Origin of the sequence: Pseudomonas fluorescens (assembly GCF_902497995.1) — a bacterium.
GTDB lineage: Bacteria > Pseudomonadota > Gammaproteobacteria > Pseudomonadales > Pseudomonadaceae > Aquipseudomonas > Aquipseudomonas fluorescens_BK.
This window is the reverse complement of record NZ_CABVII010000003.1, coordinates 253,851-269,654: the sequence shown is the minus strand read 5'-3', so window position 1 is coordinate 269,654 and position 15,804 is coordinate 253,851. Positions and strand designations below refer to the sequence as shown.

The window sequence follows — 15,804 nt, the reverse complement described above, 5'->3', positions numbered from 1 at the left end:
ATGCACCGAGTATCGGAATCCGGATCATTCGCCACAACTGACTTATACTGAGTCAACTGTTCACTTTTGGTGATGTATGGAGCTGGCGCAGATTCGCATGTTCAAGACCGTCGCCGACGTCGGCAGCATTGCCCGCGCTGCCGAGCTGTTGCATTGCGTGCCGTCGAATATCACGGCACGGATCAAGGCGCTGGAGGCGGAGCTGGGTGTCGCGCTGTTTCTGCGTGAGGGCCGAGGGTTGCGAATCAGCCCCTCGGGACAGACCTTCCTCGCCTATGCCGCGAAGATTCTCGCGCTCACGGCTGAGGCCAAGCGGGCGCTCGATCCCGCCGCGGAGCCGTCCGGTCCATTGCGCATCGGTGCCATCGAGTCCTCGGCCACAGGGCGCTTGCCGCGCTTGCTGGCCAAATTCCACAAGCGTTTCCCGAAGGTGGCGCTGGAACTGACCACCGGCCCCTGGAGCCAGCTGCTCGATGACACCTTCAACCATCGGCTTGACGGCGCGATAGTTGCCGTAGATGTCGAACGCTCGCAACTCAAGCGCACGCCGATGTACCGCGAGGAGTTGCTGCTGATTGCGTCGACGTCCCTGGGGCCGGTGCGTGATATCGCCGATTTGCAGGACAAGACCGTGTTCATGTGGCCACAAGGCTGCCCTTACCGGGCGGCACTGGAGCATTGGTTGTTACGTCAGGGGCAGGCGTTGCCGATCGTCAGCCTGGCCAGTTACGGCGCGATCGTCGGCTGCGTCAGCGCTGGGGCCGGCGTGGCGCTGGTGCCTAAAGGCGTTTTCGATCAATTCGCCAAAGGCGCCGGTTGCGCGGGCTATGAATTCCCCGACCTGACGGCCATCGACAACCTGTTTTACTGGCATGAAAACGCCGGGGTTCACCCGGCGCGAGAGGCGTTTGTGGCGATGTTGCGCGAGGAGTTCGCCTGAATCTTGGGAGCGGGCTTGCCCGCGATGGCGATGTATCGGCCAGCATAGATGTTGAATGTGACGACCCCATCGCGGGCAAGCCCGCTCCCACAGGGGTGTGCGTTTTTGATCATCACGACATACGAGGGTAATCGCTGCCCGCAGGGCTCATTGATCCGGATCTATGCTTGATGAACAAACGGATGGCACTCGCGCGAACCGTGGCGGACTAAGCATCAGGACGCGCCATTGTTTCCCTGCTGACTGACATGGATCGGACATGAACGAAGAGACTCTGCAAAACAAATCACTGGTGATCCTGTTGGGCCTGGTCACCGCCGCCTTCATCTGGATTTTGCTGCCGTTCTACGCTGCGGTGTTCTGGGCAGTCATCCTTGGCATCCTCTTCGCCCCGCTGCAGCGTCGACTGCAACTGAAGTTCGGCTGGCAACGCAACCTGACGGCGCTGCTGACCCTGGGCATCTGCCTGGTGATCGCGATTCTGCCGGTGATCATCCTGGGTTTCCTGCTGGTTCAAGAAGGGGCCGCGGTCTACAAGAGCATCGAAAGCGGCGAGCTGGACATCGCCGGGTACGTGACGCATTTCAAACACAGCCTGCCGCCGTACTTCCAGCACTTGCTCGATCGGTTCGGGGTAGGCGAGTTAGAGGGGCTGCGAGAGAAAATCATCAAGAGTGCGGTGACAGGCAATGAATTTATCGCCGCCCAGGCGTTCAGTTTCGGTCAGGGCACTTTCGATTTTCTGGTGAGTTTTTTCATCATGCTCTACCTGCTGTTTTTCTTCCTGCGCGACGGTGCCGAACTGGCACGCAAGGTTCGCGCTGCCGTACCGCTGCAGGAGCACCAGAAACGTCGTTTGCAACTCAAGTTCAACCGCGTGGTGCGGGCGACAGTGAAGGGCAACCTGCTGGTGGCGATTACGCAGGGTGCATTGGGTGGTTTGATTTTCTGGTTTCTGGACATCCCGAGCGCGTTGCTGTGGGCGGTGCTGATGGCATTCCTGTCGCTGTTGCCAGCGGTAGGCGCGGGGATCGTCTGGGCGCCGGTGGCGGCCTTTTTCCTGTTCACCGGGGCGATCTGGCAGGGCGTGGTGTTGGGCCTGTTCGGGATCTTCGTGATCGGCCTGGTGGATAACGTGCTGCGACCGATTCTGGTGGGCAAGGATACGAAGATGCCGGACTATCTGATTCTGATCTCGACCCTTGGCGGCCTGGCGATCTTCGGCCTCAATGGCTTCGTTATCGGACCGCTGATCGCCGCGCTGTTCATGTCCAGCTGGGCCATCTTCATCGAAACCAAGCCACGGGTGCAGTTGCCTTAGGCGCTGAGCTGACCCTGGCCGATGCGTTGCGACAGTGCCCGGGCGGCCGGCAACGAAGTCAGCGGCCCACTGATCGGTTCGCCGTCCCGCACCAGGTACCAACAGGCGAGCAATCCCAGCGCTCTGAGCGGTGCGGGAACGGCGCTGCCGATAACGGACATGATCTGAACCTGAGACATAAGTACCTCCATCAATCTATGGAGCTACCTTACGGACTCGCCGCCGGAACGGACAATCAACGCTTTCGATAGTCGTCATTGATGCCAATGAGTCTGGCGTTCAGTCTGCGATCCACTGCGTTACCAGCGGCCATAACCGTGGGGATGGCCGTAGTAGCCGCGCGGGGGGCCGTAGTAGCCACGGGGCGGACCGTAATAAACCGGTGGCGGGCCGTAGTAGACCGGTTGTTGCACGTAGACCGGTGCCGGCTGGTAATAAACCGGAGGAGGTTGTTGCATGTACACCGGTTGTGGCTGAACGTAAACCGGCTGCTGCACATAGACCGGCCGGTTGCTGTTGATGATGGCCGAACCGACGATGGCCGAGCCGACGATCGCACCGAATACCGCCGGACCCTGCCAACCGTGACCGCCGCCAGCCTCTGCTGGCCCTGCGATGGCAAAGGCACCGATCAGCAAGGCCACTGTGGTGATTTTACGGATCATGATAATTCCTCGGCTCTTCGACCCGGCGCCTGGCTCTGCAATAGACCCAAGGATTGTCGCGGGGATACTTCTAAGACAGCGTTTTTTTGCAAATCAGCACAGCCGTTGGGTAAATTTTGTGTAAGGTCTGTACCGGCTTTCTTGCCGTCGTGCGCTGCCATCGGCAGGTACGCGAATATGATCGATCGGACCGGGTGGAATGGCTAATCCCGTCCATCCGATAGTGCTATTGAAGGAGATTCACATGCAGATGAACCCCAACAAAGACACCCAGCTGTGCATGTCCCTCTCCGGGCGCCCTGGAAACTTTGGCCTGCGATTCCACAATCATCTGTACGAACAATTGGGCCTGAACTTTTACTACAAGGCCTTCAGCAGTCAGGACCTGCCAGGTGCCATCGCTGGCATTCGCGCCCTGGGGATTCGTGGCTGCGGCGTTTCGATGCCGTTCAAGGAGGCCTGCATTGCGCTGGTCGATGAGCTGGACGCGTCGGCGGCGGCCATTCAATCGATCAACACCCTCGTCAACAGCAATGGCCATCTCAAGGCCTACAACACCGATTACCTCGCCATCGCTCAACTGCTGGAAACCCACCAGGTGCCCAAGGACTCCATCTTCGCCCTGCGCGGTAGCGGTGGTATGGCCAAGGCGGTGGCCAGCGCTTTACGCGATGGCGGTTATAAAAATGGTCTGATCGTCGCCCGTAACGAGCGCGCCGGGCGTGCCCTGGCCGATTCGCTGGGCTATGAGTGGCAAGCTGAACTCGGCGCGCGACGTCCGCAAATGCTGATCAATGTCACGCCGATCGGCATGACCGGGGGGCCGGAAGCCGATCAACTGGCGTTCGACGCCGACACCATTGCCGCTGCGCAGATTGTGTTCGATGTGGTGGCGATTCCCTCGGAAACCCCGCTGATCGTGCGCGGTCGTGCCGAAGGCAAGCGGGTGATTACCGGGCTGGAAGTGATTGCGATCCAGGCGCTGGAGCAGTTTGTGCTGTACACCGGCGTGCGGCCGACCGAGGAGCAGTTTCACAAAGCGGTGGAGTTTGCCCGCAGCTGAGCCTTCGAGTTATCTGTTGGCTGTACCGGCCCCATCGCGGGCAAGCCTCGCTCCTACAGGGTTCTGCGCCGATTACACAATTTGTGTGCGACGCCGATCCCCTGTGGGAGCGGGCTTGCTCGCGAAGGCGGTATGTCAGTCGACACCATGTTGAATGTCAGTCCGCATTCGCGAGCAAGCCCGCTCCCACATTTTGATCTTTGTTGTCGGGTTATTCGAGCCGTGCCAGGCGCTCTTCCAGCGCCGCAATCCGCGCTTCGAGTTCTTCGATCCGCTCCAGCGATACGCCATTGCTGGCACCACGTTCCACCGGATTATTCCGCGCAGCCAGAATCACCTCAATATCCGCCGGATCCCCCAGCGCGTGCATGTAGCGGTCTTCACGCTGCCCGGCCTGGCGTGGAATCAGCAGCGCCAGGCCGCGGGCAATCAACCGTTCCAGCTGATGCACCACCTGCTCGGCGTCTTCGAATTCATGCATGCGCCCGCTGCGGGTCAGCAGTTCATTGACCGTTTGCGGGCCGCGCAGGAACAGCAAGCCGGTCAGAATGACCTGGGCCGGCACCAGTTCCAGCGCCTTGTCGACCCTGTGCTCCCAGCGATCGGCCCGGCTGCCCATCACCAGTTTGGTAAAACCGCGGCCTTCAAGGGCGCGCAGGCTCTGGCCGACCTGGCCCTGGGTGAGGTTCATCACCGGTTCGCGGCTGGTTTTCTGGTTGCAGGCGATCACCAGGGCATTGAGGGTCAGCGGATAGGTTTCCGGGCTGGTGGCCTGTTTCTCGATCAGCGAACCCAGAATGCGGATTTCCGTGCTGTTGAGGCGCGGCTCGTCGATAGTGGTTTCTTGCTCAGTGCTCATCGCGCTTTTCCCTAGGCAGTCGAAGCATGCAGTCGAAGCGGCCTAGCGTAATCCTTGCTGGATAAAAGACAAGTCGCAGGAGCGTCGCGCATGGCTATAATCGGCCCACATTTACCTCCTGTCACAACACGAGACTGCCATGACCATTTCCCTGTACGACGCTTCCGTTCCGGTTTTCAAGCAAATGCTCAGCGCCCTGAGCGATGTGCTGAGCAAGGCTGAAGCCCACGCCACCGCGAAAAACATCGATCCGAACGCATTGCTGCAAGCCCGCCTGTACCCGGACATGTTCCCGCTGGTGCGCCAGGTGCAGATCGCCGTCGATTTCGCCAAGGGCGTTTCCTCGCGTCTGGCCGAGATCGAAGTGCCGAAGTACGACGACACCGAAACCACCTTCGCCGAACTGCAAGCGCTGATCGCCAAGGTCCTGGCCTACATCGGCGAGATCAAGCCCGAGCAGATCGCCGGCAAGGAAGGCATCGAGATCGTCACGCGTCCAGGCACGCCAAAAGAAAAGCGCTTCACCGGCCAGGCTTACCTGCTGAGCTACGGTCTGCCGCAATTCTTCTTCCACGTCACCACCACCTACGCCTTGTTGCGTCATAACGGTGTCGAAGTGGGCAAACGCGATTACATGGGCGCGTTCTAACCCCCCCCGTGCGCCTTTGTAGGAGCCAGGCTTGCCGGCGAAGGCGTATTCAAGATCGCCTTCGCTGTAGGAGCCAGGCTTGCCGGCGAAGGCGTATTCAAGATCGCCTTTGCTGTAGGAGCCAGGCTTGCCGGCGAAGGCGTATTCAAGATCGCCTTCGCTGTAGGAGCCAGGCTTGCCGGCGAAGGCGTGTTCAAGGACGCCTTCGCTGTAGGAGCCAGGCTTGCCGGCGAAGGCGTATTCAAGATCGCCTTCGCTGTAGGAGCCAGGCTTGCCGGCGAAGGCGTATTCAAGATCGCCTTCGCTGTAGGAGCCAGGCTTGCCGGCGAAGGCGTATTCAAGATCGCCTTCGCTGTAGGAGCCAGGCTTGCCGGCGAAGGCGTATTCAAAATCGCCTTCGCCGGCAAGCCTGGCTCCTACAGGGCATTGCGTGTTATGCCAGGCGTTGTGCTTTCTCTTCTTCCCCCAGGCATGCGGCGGCCGTGAACAGCACGTCGGTAGACGAATTCAGCGCCGTTTCCGCCGAATCCTGCAACACCCCGATAATGAAACCGACCGCCACCACCTGCATCGCGATTTCACTCGGGATGCCAAACAAACTGCACGCCAGTGGTATCAGCAACAACGAACCGCCGGCCACGCCCGAAGCGCCACAGGCACAGATCGCCGCGACCACGCTCAGCAGGATGGCGGTCGGAATATCGACCGCAATACCCAGGGTATGCACGGCCGCCAGGGTCAGCACGGTAATGGTGATCGCTGCGCCCGCCATGTTGATGGTGGCACCGAGCGGAATCGAGACCGAGTAGGTGTCTTCATGCAGGCCCAGGCGCTTGCTCAACTCAAGGTTGACCGGAATGTTCGCCGCCGAGCTGCGAGTGAAAAACGCGGTGATGCCACTTTCGCGAAGGCACATGATCACCAGCGGATACGGGTTGCGACGCAACTTCCAGAACACGATCGCCGGGTTCATCACCAGCGCCACGAACAGCATGCAACCCAGCAATACCGCCAGCAGATGCAGGTAACCGATCAGGGCACCGAAGCCGGACGTGGCGAGGGTCGAGGCCACCAGGCCAAAAATCCCCAGCGGCGCAAAACGAATCACCAGGCGCACGATCAGGGTCACGCCGTTGGACAGATCACCGAGTACCTCGCGAGTGGTGTCACCGGCATGGCGAATGGCCACGCCCATGCCGATCGCCCAGGCCAGAATGCCGATGAAATTGGCGTTGATCAGGGCGCTGACCGGATTATCGACCACGCTCAGCAACAGGCTCTGCAGTACTTCGCTGATGCCGCCCGGTGCAGTCACCGCGACGTCGTGGGAGGACAGCACCAGGCTCGACGGGAACATCATGCTGGCAACGACCGCGACCACCGCGGCGGCGAAGGTGCCCAGCAGGTACAGAAACAGAATCGGCCGGATATGGGTTTCCTGGCCGTGCTTATGGTTGGCGATCGACGCCATGACCAGCACGAACACCAGGATCGGTGCGACGGCTTTCAGGGCCGAGACGAAGACTTTGCCGATGAACGCGGTGGACTTCGCCACGTCAGGCGCAACCAGCGCCAGGACAATCCCGGCGATCAGGCCGATGATGATTTGCGTGACCAGGCTCAAGCGATTCAAACGGTGCAATAGCGAAGGGGTTGAAGCGGTCATAAAAACGGCATCTCTGATTTTATTAGGTGCGGGGTAGCGCGACATCAATGCCAATCGCTGGCAGATGAACAGGGTACGTATCGCGGGGCGCGGACTTTATCACAGCGTCGTCCTGATCCTTCAGACCTGTGACGATCTGCCGCCCGCGTGTTACACGAGAAAAGCAGGTTCGTGCAACCGCGCCCGGAAGCACTCTGCTAAGATTGCCCATCCTCATTTTCATGTTCTGCCAGCGAGCCTTCGGGCTGTCGCTGGTGTCGTCGTTTCCTGGAGTTCTGCATGCTGTTACCCATCCTTCTGTTGTCCGCCGCCGGTTTCACGGTGCTGACCACGGAATTCGTCATCGTCGGCCTGTTGCCGGCGATCGCCCGAGACCTTGACGTCAGCATCCCGCAAGCGGGTTTGCTGGTGACCTTGTTCGCCTTTACCGTCGCCGCCTTCGGACCGTTCCTGACCGCGTACTTCGCCAGGTTCGAGCGACGCAAGCTGTTCATTTCGGTGCTGATCATGTTCGGCCTGGCCAACACCCTGGCGGCGTTTGCCCCGAACATCTGGGTGATGGCCATCGCCCGCTTGATTCCCGCGCTCGGCTTGCCGGTGTTCTGGGCCCTGGCCAGTGAGACGGCGGTGGATATCGTCGGCCCGGACTTCGCCGGTCGCGCCATCGCCAAGATCGGTTTCGGGATTGTCTGCGCCACGGTGTTCGGCATTCCGGTGGGCACGCTGATTTCCGACGCGTTCGGTTGGCGCAGTGCCTTCGGCATTCTGGCGGTGATCGCCTTTGCCAAGGCGCTGCTGCTGTTCATCTACCTGCCGACAACCAACCTGCATCAGCATCAAGTGAGCTTTCGCTCGCAATTCAAGATCCTGCGCAGCCCGCTGATGATCGGCCATGTACTGCTGTCGATCCTGGTGTTCAGCGGCATGTTCACCGCCTACACCTACCTGGCGGACATCCTTGAGCGCCTGGCCGGTTTCAACGGCACAGTGGTCGGCTGGTGCCTGATGGGCTTCGGCGCGATGGGGCTGATCGGCAACTCGCTGGGTGGCCGCGCGGTGGATCGTCACCCGCTGATCGCTTCGGTGACGTTTTGCGCGTTCATGATTGCCGGCATGGTGGCGTTGGTGCCGAACATTCACTCGCCGCTGGGGCTGGCGGCGGCGATGGCGATCTGGGGCGTGACCCAGGCGGCGATGTTCCTGGTCAGCCACGTGCGTTTGATGAAGGCGGCACCTGAAGCGCCGGCCTTTGCCGCGTCGCTGAACATTGCCGGCGCCAATCTCGGGATCGGCCTGGGCGCCATGGTCGGTGGCCGGGTGATCGACAGCGTTGGCCTGCAAGGCCTGGGTTTTGTGGCGGCCGCTTTTATCCTGGTCTCGATCCTGTTGGCCATGGCGCTGATGACCTTCAAACCCCGGGAAGTCTGCGCCTGACGCTTCACAGCTCGGTGAACAGTGCGCGCCTCGCACCTTCGGTAATGGCGACAATGCCGGGGTGCTTGACCTTGCGTTCCACGGAAATGGCGTAGAACGACTCGGTGACCGCGTTGGTCTGGCCAATCGACTCCACGCCGTATTGTCGTTTGACCTCGTCGGCAATCACGCTCGGACCGATGAAAATCCCGCTGCCGGATTGACCGAAAGCCTGCATCAAGGCGCTGTCGTCAAACTCGCCGACTATGCGTGGCTGGATCTGCTGCTCGGCAAACCAGCGCTGCAAACGACTGCGCACCACGGTTTCCGGCCCGGGAATCAGCAGCGGTGCGCCATGCAGGCTGCGCGGAAAGTCCTGGCCGTACTGCGCGGCCAGTGAGGGGGTGGCAAAGAAGCTGATCCCGCATTCGCCGAGCTTCTGGCTGTAGCCCTTGATGTCCAGGTGCGAGGGCATCGGGCTGTCGGAGATCACCAGGTCCAGGCGCTGGATCGCCAGGTCGGCCAGCAGCCGCTCAAGCTTGTCTTCACGGCAGGTGATGCGCAGCGGTTCGTTCAACTCCATGGTCGGCGCGATCAGCCGATAGACGATGGATTTGGGCACCACGTCCGCTACGCCGACCCGAAACAGAATCTGCTGCTCGTTGGGCTGCGCCCGCAACATCAATTCCAGTTCACCGCCCAGCTGGAACATTTGCTCGGCGTAGGGCAGGGCCTGACGCCCGGCCTCCGTGAGCTCAAGCTGGCGGCCAACCCGGCGAAACAACTCGATGCCATAGGTTTGTTCGAGCAGGGAGATCTGCCCGCTGATGGTCTGCGGGGTCAGATTCAACTGCTCGCAGGCGCGCACGATGCTGCCAGTCTTGGCCACCACCCAGAAGTAGTGCAGCTGTCGGTAATTCATCATTCTGTTTATTTCCCGCCTAATACACATCACCTGTAGGAGCGAGCGATGCGGCGATCCGACTTGCCCGCGAAGAACGATAACGCGGTCATTCAGGAAGACCGCATTATCGTTCTTCGCGGGCAAGCCTCGCTCCTACAGGTCCACACCCACATCCATTTATTCGAATTTCGATTATGGATTCGTAAAAACCGAAGTATAGCCGGTAAAAATACGAATTTTCCTGAAGTGTCTGTCTCCTTAGAATGTCCCGCTATCGACGGGAGGCCTTTTCGGCTCTGTCTGTTCTATCGAGGAAACATCATGAATTTCAAAACCACGGCGTTGCTGATCACGTCGTTACTGCTATTGGCCGGTTGCGACCAGGCCGAGAAAAGCGCTCAGCAACTGATGGGCAAGGCTGCCGAAAGCGCGAAACAAGCGATCGACGATACGCACAAAGCTGCCGAACAAGCGATAAGCGACGCCACCGGCGGGCTGATCAGCAAGAAAGAATCATCGGACGAAGACAAACGGGACACCGAGTCTTCATCCCAGGAAATCTAAACCGTCTTAAACGAGTCAGGACTGACCCATGGAATACCTTTTAGAACTTGCTGTAAGCCCCACCGCCTGGGTCGCCCTGGCCACGTTGATCGTGATGGAAATCGTGCTCGGCATCGATAACCTGATCTTCATCTCGATCCTGACCAATAAATTGCCCGAGCAGCATCGGCAGAAGGCGCGGCGCATCGGTATCGGCATGGCGCTGATCCTGCGACTGGCGCTGTTGAGCACCATCGCGTTCATCGTCCAGTTGACCGAGCCGGTGATCGATCTCCTCGGCCACGCGTTCTCCTGGAAAGACATGATCCTGATCGCCGGTGGCCTGTTCCTGTTGTGGAAGGCGACCACCGAAATCCATCACAGCATGGACCCGGCGCCGGAAGATCCGAAGTCGGCGACCTCGACCGTGACCCTGGGCTTTGCGGCCGCGATCGGTCAGATCCTGATGCTGGACATGGTGTTCTCCATCGACAGCATCATCACCGCGGTCGGCATGACCGAGCATTTGCCGATCATGATCATTGCGGTGGTGGTGTCGGTACTGGTGATGTTGCTGGCGGCTGACCCGTTGGCCAGGTTCATTAACGACAACCCGACCGTGGTGATGCTGGCGCTGGGCTTCCTGATCATGATCGGCATGACCCTGATCGCCGAAGGCTTTGGCGCCCATGTACCGAAAGGCTACGTCTACGCGGCGATGGCGTTCTCGGCCACGATCGAGGGCCTGAACATGATGTCCCGGCGGGCGAAGCAGAAGCGGATTGCCGCTCAAGCCTAACCTGCACTAAACGAAACGGCCGCCCGGACTCGAAAGAATCCGGACGGCCGTTTTTGGTTTATGCGACTGAAAAGCGCCGGTCAATGCGCGGTGACGTGGCGGGTAGCCGGTTTATCGGTGGCCGCCGGCGACGCCGGTTGCACAGGGGGGTGATGGTGCCGGCGGGTAATACGCAAGACGCCCCACAACATGGCGGCGGCCACGGCCAGCCAGCCTGCGATCAGCATCACTACGGTCATTGTCAGGCTCATCAGTGCTCCTCCTTGCCCCTGCTGCGGGCACACTCTCTGCCAATGACAGTCTAGCCGCTATCGTGTTTCAGGCTATTGACCAATGGTCGGCTGTCACCAACGAGCTCGCTCTATCGAATGCAACCAACTGCCGGTGAAGGCTATACCGTTGCGGCCTGGCGTCCTATGATCGACGGCCAAGCCGGGAGCGCGTACGCCTGGCGCCTGAACAAGTGAGCGATGATGGTGCGGGTATTTTCTCGAATTCTTTGTGCCGCGTTGATGGTCGGCGTGCTGACTGCCATGGCTGGCTGCGCGGGTAGCGTTGCGCCCGAAATCAAGCGCCTGCCGGAACGGGTCGAGCTCAGCGGTACGTTCTACCGAGGGCAGGACAATCAGAGCGGCCCCCAGGTCCTGGCCAGCCTGTTGTCCCAGCAGGGCATCGTGATTACCCCGGGGCTGCTCGACAAGCCCCTGCATTTGCCGGGTGCCGAAGCCCAGTTGCAGCAGAATATGCTGAACCTCGCCCGCGAGTACGGCATGCTCGTCTATCCCCTGGACGCCAACCTGCCTGCGCTGCTGGCCCAGGTTGCGGCCGGTTATCCGGTGATGGTGCGCTTCACCGAAGGCTCGGCGTTCTGGGCTGGGCCGCGTTACGCCATTCTTGCCGGGTACAACCGTGAGAAACAGACCGTGCTGCTGCGTGCCGGGATGAATCGCCGGACGCTGATGAGCTTCAGTTCATTTGAGTCTGCGTTCAAGGACGCCGGGGGGTGGGCGGTGCTGATCCAGAAACCGGACCAGCTTGCGGCCAACGTCGATCGGCAGCGCTGGCTGAAGGCGGCGAGCGATCTGGCGCAGGCAGGCCAGGAGCAGGCGGCAACCCGGGCGAAGAAGGCCCTGTCTGCACAGTAGAGCTCCGTTCGTCATCTGCAGGGCACTGTCGCCCGCGATTGGCCTCTGAGATATCAGGGGCCGGACTTTTCCGGGCCAGTCCTTCTCTTCAGGACACATCCAAGGAGGCGCCGATGGCACATTCCAGTACTGGCGATGGCCCGCACTCGTCAGAGCATTCCTCCGGCGATGAGCTGGACTTCGACCCCGATTCGCCGGACCTCGCCGATCCACAGATCGATCCCATCGGCCCGGCCAAGGCGCCAAGGGACGTGAAGCCGGGCGATGACGACAAGGCGCCGGCGAAGCCCTACGATCCTCTCGCCAATCTGAAACCCTGAGCCCCAACGAGGTGCGTATGTCTACCGATTCGAGTTTCAATGACAAACGTCCGGACAGCGTTCCAACCACCCCCGAAGCGGACATCGATCCGGTGATGGATCCGAATAGCCCGTTGCGGGATCCATTGGCCAGGCCTGTGGTGGCGCCAATGGGGCATCCGCAAGGTCCCAGAGATCCGAGCGCAGGAGATGGCATCCCGGACGACGACCAGATGCCACTGCCCAATGATTAACCGCTAACTGTAGGAGCGAGGCTTGCCCGCGAAGAACGATGACGCGCAGTGCCTGAACGACCGCAGCGCCTGGTTCGCGGGCAAGCCTCGCTCCTACAGCGAAGAACGATGACGCGCAGTGCCTGAACGACCTTAGCGTCTGGTTCGCGGGCAAGTCGCACCGCTCGCTCCTACAGGGGGTAGGAGCAGCAGGTTTCGTCTTACTTCGACGCTTCCACCACACCACTTTGCCGACTCTTGAGGTTTTTGTCGGATTTGTACTGCAGCGCTACCGACGGGACGTCGGCCCCCTTGCCGGTTTCGACCCAGTTGCGAATACGGCTGGCATCGGCGAAGTGGGTGTATTTGCCGAAGGCATCGAGAATGACCAGCGCCACCTGGCGATTACCCATACTGGTAACCAGCACCAGACAATGTCCAGCCTCGTTGGTGAAACCGGTTTTCGTCAGTCTGATGTCCCAGTTCGGCTTTCTGACCAAATGGTCCGTGTTACGAAAACCCAGGCTATAGTTGGGTTTGCGGAACGAGACGGTCTTTTCCTTGGTGGTGCTCAATTCGGTCAGTAACGGATACTTGTGTGCAGCCACCAGCAGCTTGCTCAAGTCGCGGGCGGTGGACACGTTACGAGGGGACAGGCCGGTCGGCTCGACGAAGTGGGTGCTGGTCATGCCCAGCGCGCGGGCCTTGGCGTTCATGGCGGCAATGAACGCCACATAGCCGCCCGGATAGTGATGGGCGAGGCTGGCGGCGGCGCGGTTTTCCGAAGACATCAGGGCAATCAGCAGCATTTCCCGACGCGGCAATTCGCTCTTGAGCTTGACCCGGGAGAACACGCCTTTCATTTCCGGCGTGTCGCTGATGTTGATGGACAGGTATTCATCCATGTTCTGCCGGGCTTCGACCACGACCAGCCCGGTCATCAGCTTGCTGACGGAAGCGATCGGGACGACCACGTCAGGATTGCTGGCATAGATGATCTTGTTGGTCTGCATATCCATCAGCAAGGCGCTGCCGGACGCGATCTTCAGTTGCTTCGTATCCCGGGGCGCCGAGGTGGTTTCGGCAGCGTTGGTTATTGGCGTGATGAAAGCCCCTGTAACAGCAAAAAACAGGCTCAGGAGGGAAAGACGGATTTTCACGCTGGCAGACTCATGGAAGTGTTGATAAGCCGTTATGTAACGGGCTGTTTCGTAAAAAAGCGCGGTATTCTGGAGTATGGCTGAATAACTGTCGATGGTTGTTCAAGGATGGGGGCAAAGTCCTTGGGAACATGAAAAAAAAGCTAATTTCCGGCGGGTGGTCGGGGTTTTTTTTTGTGGGCGAAAAGGACCCTGCCATTTGGCGTAAAAGGTGTAGGGGGGTAGGGGGGTAGGGGTACATATCCGTTGCTGCGGTAACGGCCACTTAGGGTTTCGCCCTTACGGCGAGGCACTTTTTTCAAACGCCAAAAAAGTACCCAAAAAGGCTCGCCCCGGCGTCCGGCCCCTCGCTAGGGCTCGGCGTTCCTTCGCTCCGGTGTCCATCCGGGGACACTGCCCGCAGGTTGGCTTCGCGACGACCTACATGCAGCGTGTTCGACTGCGTCGAACGGCGCTGCGCGCCACTCCCCGGATGAACACCTCCACTCAGCCTCCCGAAGGGGCGGGTGGATCAAGATCAAAATCCAAAGCCAAAGCCAAAGCCAAAGCAACGGCAACAGCTACGGCAAAATCAACAGCTTCGCGAGCAAGCCCGCTCCCACATTAATGGATCGGCATACGGCTTTCGCTTTTCACCACTCAATAGGCCGAGCGTTAGCTCGCCTGCAGCTTTTGATCTTGAGGCACCGCCCCCTCGAGAGGCCGAGTGGAGGTTCTGCGCAGTGGGCAACCCGGCATGGATGCCGGGTTAGCCGCCGCCGGCCATGGATGGCCGATGGCGGCGGGCCCACGGAGCAGGACCGGAGCGAGGGCATGCCGAGCCTAGGCGAGGCACCGAACGAAAGGGGCAAGAGCGTTTGGTTACTTGGCGCTTTTCCAAGTGACCCGCTGTAAGAGCGGAACCGTCAGCGGCCGTGACCGCAGCAACGGATATGTACTCGACTTAAGCATTTCAGCCGTGACCGCAGCAACGGATATGTACACGATCAACAAAAGGCGCTGACGCCCATAACCAGGATCAGCCGTGCAACGTTTCCGCCGCATACAACGTATTTTCCAGCAGACACGCACGCGTCATCGGCCCAACGCCACCCGGAACCGGCGTGATCCAGCCAGCACGGGGCAGGGCGGTTTCGTAGGTCACATCACCGACCAGCTTGCCGTCTTCCTGGCGGTTGATGCCGACGTCGATCACGATCGCGCCTTGCTTGATCCACTCGCCCTTCACCAGCCCCGGCTTGCCAGCCGCAACCACGACCAGGTCTGCACGACCGACGTGGCCCGCCAGGTCCTTGGTGAAGCGGTGGGTGACGGTCACGGTGCAGCCGGCCAGCAACAATTCCATCGCCATCGGGCGGCCAACGATGTTGGAGGCGCCGACAATCACCGCGTCCATCCCGTAAAGATCGGCACCGGTGCTTTCCAGCAACGTCATGATGCCTTTAGGGGTGCAGGGACGCAGCAGCGGAATACGCTGGGCCAGGCGACCGACGTTATAAGGGTGGAAACCGTCGACGTCTTTGTCCGGACGGATGCGCTCCAGCAATCGGGAGGCGTCCAGGTGTTCAGGTAAAGGCAGCTGAAGCAGAACGCCGTCGATTGCCGGGTCGTCGTTCAGACGATCGATCAGATCGGTCAGGGCTTCTTGAGTGGTTTCAGAAGGCAGGTCATAAGCTTGGGACAGGAAGCCGACCTCTTCACAGTCTTTACGCTTGTGCGAGACATAAACCTGAGAGGCAGGATCGCTGCCGACCAGGATCACCGCGAGGCCGGGCGTGCGCAGGCCTTGCAGGCGACGCTCGGTGACGCGTTGGGCGATCTGCTGGCGCAGGCTGGCGGCGATCGATTTGCCGTCGATTAGTTGTGCAGTCATTGCGCGTGATTAACCATCGAGAGGGGAAAAAAAGAGAGCGCATTCTCGCATGTCATGAGGTGAGGGCAAAGGCGCTTGGTCTGCAAATTCCCCTAACCCCTTTAATTAAATGAATTTTTTTTAAAAAAGAGTTGACGACCTTCAGGCTCACCTATAACATTCGTCGCACTTGTCGGGCACAGCCTAGCACTGGTTAAGAAGGTTGAGCGGAGTTGATGTTTGATTCGGCGAGACTGAAAGCACTTAGTTTGTAATCGTCCAAGAATACAGAT

The 15,804-nt window shown here is 60.0% G+C and carries 19 protein-coding genes; 11 read left to right on the top strand and 8 right to left on the bottom strand.

The features are described 5' to 3' along the window. The first annotated feature begins 76 nt into the window (after positions 1-76). Both F8N80_RS05155 and F8N80_RS05150 read left to right on the top strand, forming a co-directional pair. Positions 77-940, top strand: a complete 864-nt coding sequence (locus tag F8N80_RS05155) for a LysR substrate-binding domain-containing protein (RefSeq protein WP_150783354.1) — start codon at positions 77-79, stop codon at positions 938-940. Positions 941-1,199: 259 nt separating this feature from the next. Beyond that, positions 1,200-2,261, top strand: a complete 1,062-nt coding sequence (locus F8N80_RS05150) for an AI-2E family transporter (protein ID WP_150747999.1) — start codon at positions 1,200-1,202, stop codon at positions 2,259-2,261. Here F8N80_RS05150 and F8N80_RS05145 read toward each other — a convergent pair. Beyond that, complete coding sequence (locus F8N80_RS05145) at positions 2,258-2,440, bottom strand: hypothetical protein (RefSeq protein WP_150748000.1); 183 nt, start codon at positions 2,438-2,440, stop codon at positions 2,258-2,260. The two genes, F8N80_RS05150 and F8N80_RS05145, sit on opposite strands and share 4 nt — an antisense overlap. 120 nt (positions 2,441-2,560) lie before the next feature. After that, positions 2,561-2,926 carry a hypothetical protein gene (locus tag F8N80_RS05140; protein WP_150783353.1) on the bottom strand — a complete coding sequence of 122 codons (366 nt, stop codon included), beginning with the start codon at positions 2,924-2,926 and terminating at the stop codon, positions 2,561-2,563. Positions 2,927-3,170: 244 nt separating this feature from the next. Between F8N80_RS05140 and F8N80_RS05135 the strand changes: the two genes are divergently transcribed. Then, positions 3,171-3,989 carry a shikimate 5-dehydrogenase gene (locus tag F8N80_RS05135; RefSeq protein WP_150783352.1) on the top strand — a complete coding sequence of 273 codons (819 nt, stop codon included), beginning with the start codon at positions 3,171-3,173 and terminating at the stop codon, positions 3,987-3,989. Between the two features lie 211 nt (positions 3,990-4,200). On the opposite strand, the gene F8N80_RS05130 is transcribed toward F8N80_RS05135, so the two are convergent. Continuing rightward, positions 4,201-4,848, bottom strand: coding sequence for a YceH family protein (locus tag F8N80_RS05130; protein WP_150748003.1), 648 nt, complete (start codon positions 4,846-4,848; stop codon positions 4,201-4,203). A gap of 139 nt (positions 4,849-4,987) precedes the next feature. Between F8N80_RS05130 and F8N80_RS05125 the strand changes: the two genes are divergently transcribed. Then, on the top strand, positions 4,988-5,497 hold the full coding sequence (locus tag F8N80_RS05125) for a DUF1993 domain-containing protein (protein ID WP_150748004.1): 510 nt from the start codon (positions 4,988-4,990) through the stop codon (positions 5,495-5,497). Positions 5,498-5,686: 189 nt separating this feature from the next. Continuing rightward, entirely contained in the window at positions 5,687-5,983 is a 297-nt protein-coding gene (locus tag F8N80_RS05120; protein WP_150783351.1) for a hypothetical protein, read from the top strand. Here the strand turns inward: F8N80_RS05120 and sstT are convergent. Continuing rightward, positions 5,931-7,163: a serine/threonine transporter SstT gene (gene sstT / locus F8N80_RS05115; protein WP_150783350.1), complete on the bottom strand. Its 1,233-nt coding sequence runs from the start codon at positions 7,161-7,163 to the stop codon at positions 5,931-5,933. The two genes, F8N80_RS05120 and sstT, sit on opposite strands and share 53 nt — an antisense overlap. A gap of 279 nt (positions 7,164-7,442) precedes the next feature. Between sstT and F8N80_RS05110 the strand changes: the two genes are divergently transcribed. Then, on the top strand, positions 7,443-8,597 hold the full coding sequence (locus tag F8N80_RS05110) for an MFS transporter (RefSeq protein ID WP_150783349.1): 1,155 nt from the start codon (positions 7,443-7,445) through the stop codon (positions 8,595-8,597). A 4-nt stretch (positions 8,598-8,601) separates the two neighbouring features. Here the strand turns inward: F8N80_RS05110 and nhaR are convergent, their stop codons facing one another. Next, on the bottom strand, positions 8,602-9,501 hold the full coding sequence (gene nhaR, locus F8N80_RS05105) for a transcriptional activator NhaR (RefSeq protein ID WP_150783348.1): 900 nt from the start codon (positions 9,499-9,501) through the stop codon (positions 8,602-8,604). A 300-nt stretch (positions 9,502-9,801) separates the two neighbouring features. Here nhaR and F8N80_RS05100 point away from each other — a divergent pair, with 300 nt between their 5' ends. Beyond that, positions 9,802-10,044 carry a hypothetical protein gene (locus F8N80_RS05100; protein ID WP_150783395.1) on the top strand — a complete coding sequence of 81 codons (243 nt, stop codon included), beginning with the start codon at positions 9,802-9,804 and terminating at the stop codon, positions 10,042-10,044. A gap of 28 nt (positions 10,045-10,072) precedes the next feature. Continuing rightward, a complete protein-coding gene (locus F8N80_RS05095; protein WP_150783347.1) occupies positions 10,073-10,822 on the top strand; it encodes a TerC family protein in 750 nt (249 codons plus the stop codon). 80 nt (positions 10,823-10,902) lie between these two features. Here the strand turns inward: F8N80_RS05095 and F8N80_RS31110 are convergent, their stop codons facing one another. After that, positions 10,903-11,073 (bottom strand): hypothetical protein, encoded by a 171-nt coding sequence (locus tag F8N80_RS31110; protein ID WP_191632857.1) that lies wholly within the window; start codon positions 11,071-11,073, stop codon positions 10,903-10,905. A 222-nt stretch (positions 11,074-11,295) separates the two neighbouring features. On the opposite strand from F8N80_RS31110, the gene F8N80_RS05090 reads away from it, so the two are divergent. From F8N80_RS05090 to F8N80_RS05080, 3 genes are all read left to right on the top strand, one after another. After that, positions 11,296-11,967, top strand: coding sequence for a peptidase C39 family protein (locus tag F8N80_RS05090; RefSeq protein WP_150748014.1), 672 nt, complete (start codon positions 11,296-11,298; stop codon positions 11,965-11,967). A gap of 113 nt (positions 11,968-12,080) precedes the next feature. Next, positions 12,081-12,287 (top strand): DUF6021 family protein, encoded by a 207-nt coding sequence (locus F8N80_RS05085; RefSeq protein ID WP_150748010.1) that lies wholly within the window; start codon positions 12,081-12,083, stop codon positions 12,285-12,287. 17 nt (positions 12,288-12,304) lie between these two features. Continuing rightward, a complete protein-coding gene (locus F8N80_RS05080; RefSeq protein ID WP_150783346.1) occupies positions 12,305-12,520 on the top strand; it encodes a hypothetical protein in 216 nt (71 codons plus the stop codon). Positions 12,521-12,720: 200 nt separating this feature from the next. Here the strand turns inward: F8N80_RS05080 and pbpG are convergent, their stop codons facing one another. After that, entirely contained in the window at positions 12,721-13,659 is a 939-nt protein-coding gene (gene pbpG / locus F8N80_RS05070; RefSeq protein WP_150748012.1) for a D-alanyl-D-alanine endopeptidase, read from the bottom strand. A gap of 1,018 nt (positions 13,660-14,677) precedes the next feature. Next, a complete protein-coding gene (gene folD, locus F8N80_RS05065; protein WP_150749060.1) occupies positions 14,678-15,532 on the bottom strand; it encodes a bifunctional methylenetetrahydrofolate dehydrogenase/methenyltetrahydrofolate cyclohydrolase FolD in 855 nt (284 codons plus the stop codon). Positions 15,533-15,804 lie beyond the last annotated feature (272 nt).

Bases quoted from the DNA above. Each gene is read 5' to 3' on its own strand.
- F8N80_RS05140 (WP_150783353.1), bottom strand. From the start codon at position 2,926: ATGATCCGTAAAATCACCACAGTGGCCTTGCTGATCGGTGCCTTTGCC.
- nhaR (WP_150783348.1), bottom strand. From the start codon at position 9,501: ATGATGAATTACCGACAGCTGCACTACTTCTGGGTGGTGGCCAAGACT.
- F8N80_RS05135 (WP_150783352.1), top strand. From the start codon at position 3,171: ATGCAGATGAACCCCAACAAAGACACCCAGCTGTGCATGTCCCTCTCC.
- F8N80_RS05145 (WP_150748000.1), bottom strand. From the start codon at position 2,440: ATGTCTCAGGTTCAGATCATGTCCGTTATCGGCAGCGCCGTTCCCGCA.
- F8N80_RS05110 (WP_150783349.1), top strand. From the start codon at position 7,443: ATGCTGTTACCCATCCTTCTGTTGTCCGCCGCCGGTTTCACGGTGCTG.
- folD (WP_150749060.1), bottom strand. From the start codon at position 15,532: ATGACTGCACAACTAATCGACGGCAAATCGATCGCCGCCAGCCTGCGC.
- F8N80_RS05085 (WP_150748010.1), top strand. From the start codon at position 12,081: ATGGCACATTCCAGTACTGGCGATGGCCCGCACTCGTCAGAGCATTCC.
- F8N80_RS05130 (WP_150748003.1), bottom strand. From the start codon at position 4,848: ATGAGCACTGAGCAAGAAACCACTATCGACGAGCCGCGCCTCAACAGC.
- F8N80_RS05125 (WP_150748004.1), top strand. From the start codon at position 4,988: ATGACCATTTCCCTGTACGACGCTTCCGTTCCGGTTTTCAAGCAAATG.
- F8N80_RS05100 (WP_150783395.1), top strand. From the start codon at position 9,802: ATGAATTTCAAAACCACGGCGTTGCTGATCACGTCGTTACTGCTATTG.
- F8N80_RS31110 (WP_191632857.1), bottom strand. From the start codon at position 11,073: ATGAGCCTGACAATGACCGTAGTGATGCTGATCGCAGGCTGGCTGGCC.
- sstT (WP_150783350.1), bottom strand. From the start codon at position 7,163: ATGACCGCTTCAACCCCTTCGCTATTGCACCGTTTGAATCGCTTGAGC.
- F8N80_RS05095 (WP_150783347.1), top strand. From the start codon at position 10,073: ATGGAATACCTTTTAGAACTTGCTGTAAGCCCCACCGCCTGGGTCGCC.
- F8N80_RS05080 (WP_150783346.1), top strand. From the start codon at position 12,305: ATGTCTACCGATTCGAGTTTCAATGACAAACGTCCGGACAGCGTTCCA.
- F8N80_RS05090 (WP_150748014.1), top strand. From the start codon at position 11,296: ATGGTGCGGGTATTTTCTCGAATTCTTTGTGCCGCGTTGATGGTCGGC.
- F8N80_RS05150 (WP_150747999.1), top strand. From the start codon at position 1,200: ATGAACGAAGAGACTCTGCAAAACAAATCACTGGTGATCCTGTTGGGC.
- F8N80_RS05155 (WP_150783354.1), top strand. From the start codon at position 77: ATGGAGCTGGCGCAGATTCGCATGTTCAAGACCGTCGCCGACGTCGGC.